This window comes from Agromyces salentinus (assembly GCF_009749395.1).
Lineage (GTDB): Bacteria > Actinomycetota > Actinomycetes > Actinomycetales > Microbacteriaceae > Agromyces > Agromyces salentinus.
This window is the reverse complement of sequence record NZ_WBIR01000038.1, coordinates 1-1838: the sequence shown is the minus strand read 5'-3', so window position 1 is coordinate 1838 and position 1838 is coordinate 1. Positions and strand designations below refer to the sequence as shown.

At 66.1% G+C, this 1838-nt stretch carries 1 protein-coding gene; it reads right to left on the bottom strand.

Annotated elements, in window-relative coordinates; all coding sequences use genetic code 11:
* Positions 1-43: 43 nt before the first annotated feature.
* Positions 44-1234 carry an IS30 family transposase gene (locus GQQ95_RS19250; RefSeq protein WP_425482595.1) on the bottom strand — a complete coding sequence of 397 codons (1191 nt, stop codon included), beginning with the start codon at positions 1232-1234 and terminating at the stop codon, positions 44-46.
* Positions 1235-1838 lie beyond the last annotated feature (604 nt).

The following is a 1838-nucleotide window of genomic DNA, read 5'->3' as shown; positions in this document are numbered from 1 at the left end:
GGCGGATTCTGATGATCGACGCAACAGGACAGGTGGTTGCAGGCTATCGGAGTGCTGGTTGCGGGGTGCGGTGTTCGTGTTTCAGGCGTCGTGCTGGGGTGTCGTAGTCGAGGGTCTTCCGTGGGCGGTGGTTGATCTCGTTGACGACTCGGGCGACGTGTGCGGTCGAGTGTTGGGCGAGGTTCGTGCCTTTCGGGAAGTACTGGCGGAGCAGTCCGTTGAAGTTCTCGTTCGCGCCGCGTTGCCAGGGGCTGGCGCGTTCGGCGAAGTAGATCGGGATACCGGTCGCGGCCGTGAGGGCTTCGTGGCTGGACATCTCCACGCCCTGGTCCCAGGTCAGGGAACGCTTCAGATGCGCAGGCAGGGTCGCGAACGCGCCGATCACGGCATGGTTCACGGACGCGGCAGTGTGGTCCTTCGGCAGGTTGATGACCATCCCGTACTGGGTCTTCCGTTCTCGCAGGGTGACCATCGCGGACACGGATCCGACCCCGACGATGAGGTCGCCTTCCCAGTGCCCGGCGACCTGTTTCGTCTCGATCTCCGCGGGACGTTGGTCGATCATCGTCATGTTCCGGATCCTCGACCCCTGTCCGGTTCGGGTGCGCCACCGGGTCTTCCTGATCCGGCGGCCGGTGCGCAGCTTCATCGCGTACCGCTGATGCAGTCCGCCGGGTTCCCGCAGCAGCAGGGCACGGTAGATGGTCTCGTGACAGACGTGCATGCTCGGCTCGCCGGGGTAGGTCTTGCGGAGCCACCCGGCGATCTCCTCGGGTGACCAGCACCGGTTCAGCTTGCGTTGCACGAGCAACCGCAGCGGCAGATTCGCGACCAGTCTTGGGGTCTTCGGGCGTGCGCGTTGCCGGTGCGCGTCAAGGTCCGCGGTGCCGGGCAGGTAGTTCCCGGCCGCGTCGGTGTGCCGGCGTAGTTCCCGGCTGATCGTCGACGGGTGCCGGCCGAGTTGCCTGCCGATCTGACGCATCGAGCACCCCAACCGCAGCAGGTCCGCGATCTGTACCCGCTCCCGACCGGTCAGGTACCGTCCGCTCGATGGCCGCGGCGGGGTGAGTGAGGGGATGAGGAAGTTGTTCTGTTTGCGGATCCGGGTTCCGACGGGACGCGACATACCCAGGATTCTGCAAGCGTCCACGTTGCTGACGCCCTCACGCATCAACTGCCAGTACCGGTCGGCCCGTTCCCGACGACGTCTCGTGGCATCGGTTTCGCCGAGCATCGCGTCGACCAACCCTGCCGACGCATGCAACGCGTCACGGTGCGCGGCAGTCGCCGCGTTCCGTTTGCGGTGCTCCGTGGCCTGCCGTTCTCGTTCGAAGGCCTCGGCCCGACGCGGCGTCAGCCGCAGCACGCGGATGGATCGCGTCAAACTCACCCCGCTCGAGCGGAGTTCCCCGAAGCGGCGCTGGATCCACCGGTAGCCCGTGGAACGAGCCACGCCCACCGCCCGGCACGCGGCATCGCAATCCGCGCCACCCTCGAACGCCGCCCAGAACACCTGCTCCCGTGACGGATCCACCCGCAGATGATGGCGCCCATCACGCCCGACCAGCGCTTCCCAGTCCGGCAACCGACTCGAACGGAACCCAAGCGCATCGACCGCGTCACCGGCACTCAGCCCGCCACGACGGAGCTGGACATACCGGTCGCGAAGGAACCGATACCCGACCTCCTTATCGATCCCCGCCATCCGGGCGGATCCTTTCAGACCATGCCCCTGACCAATCGCAGCCAGAAACCGCACCGCCGCAGGAGAAGAGAACGACAACACCACGAGCAACAACCTCCAAGAAGGGGTGTTGCATCGATCAATAGAATCCGGG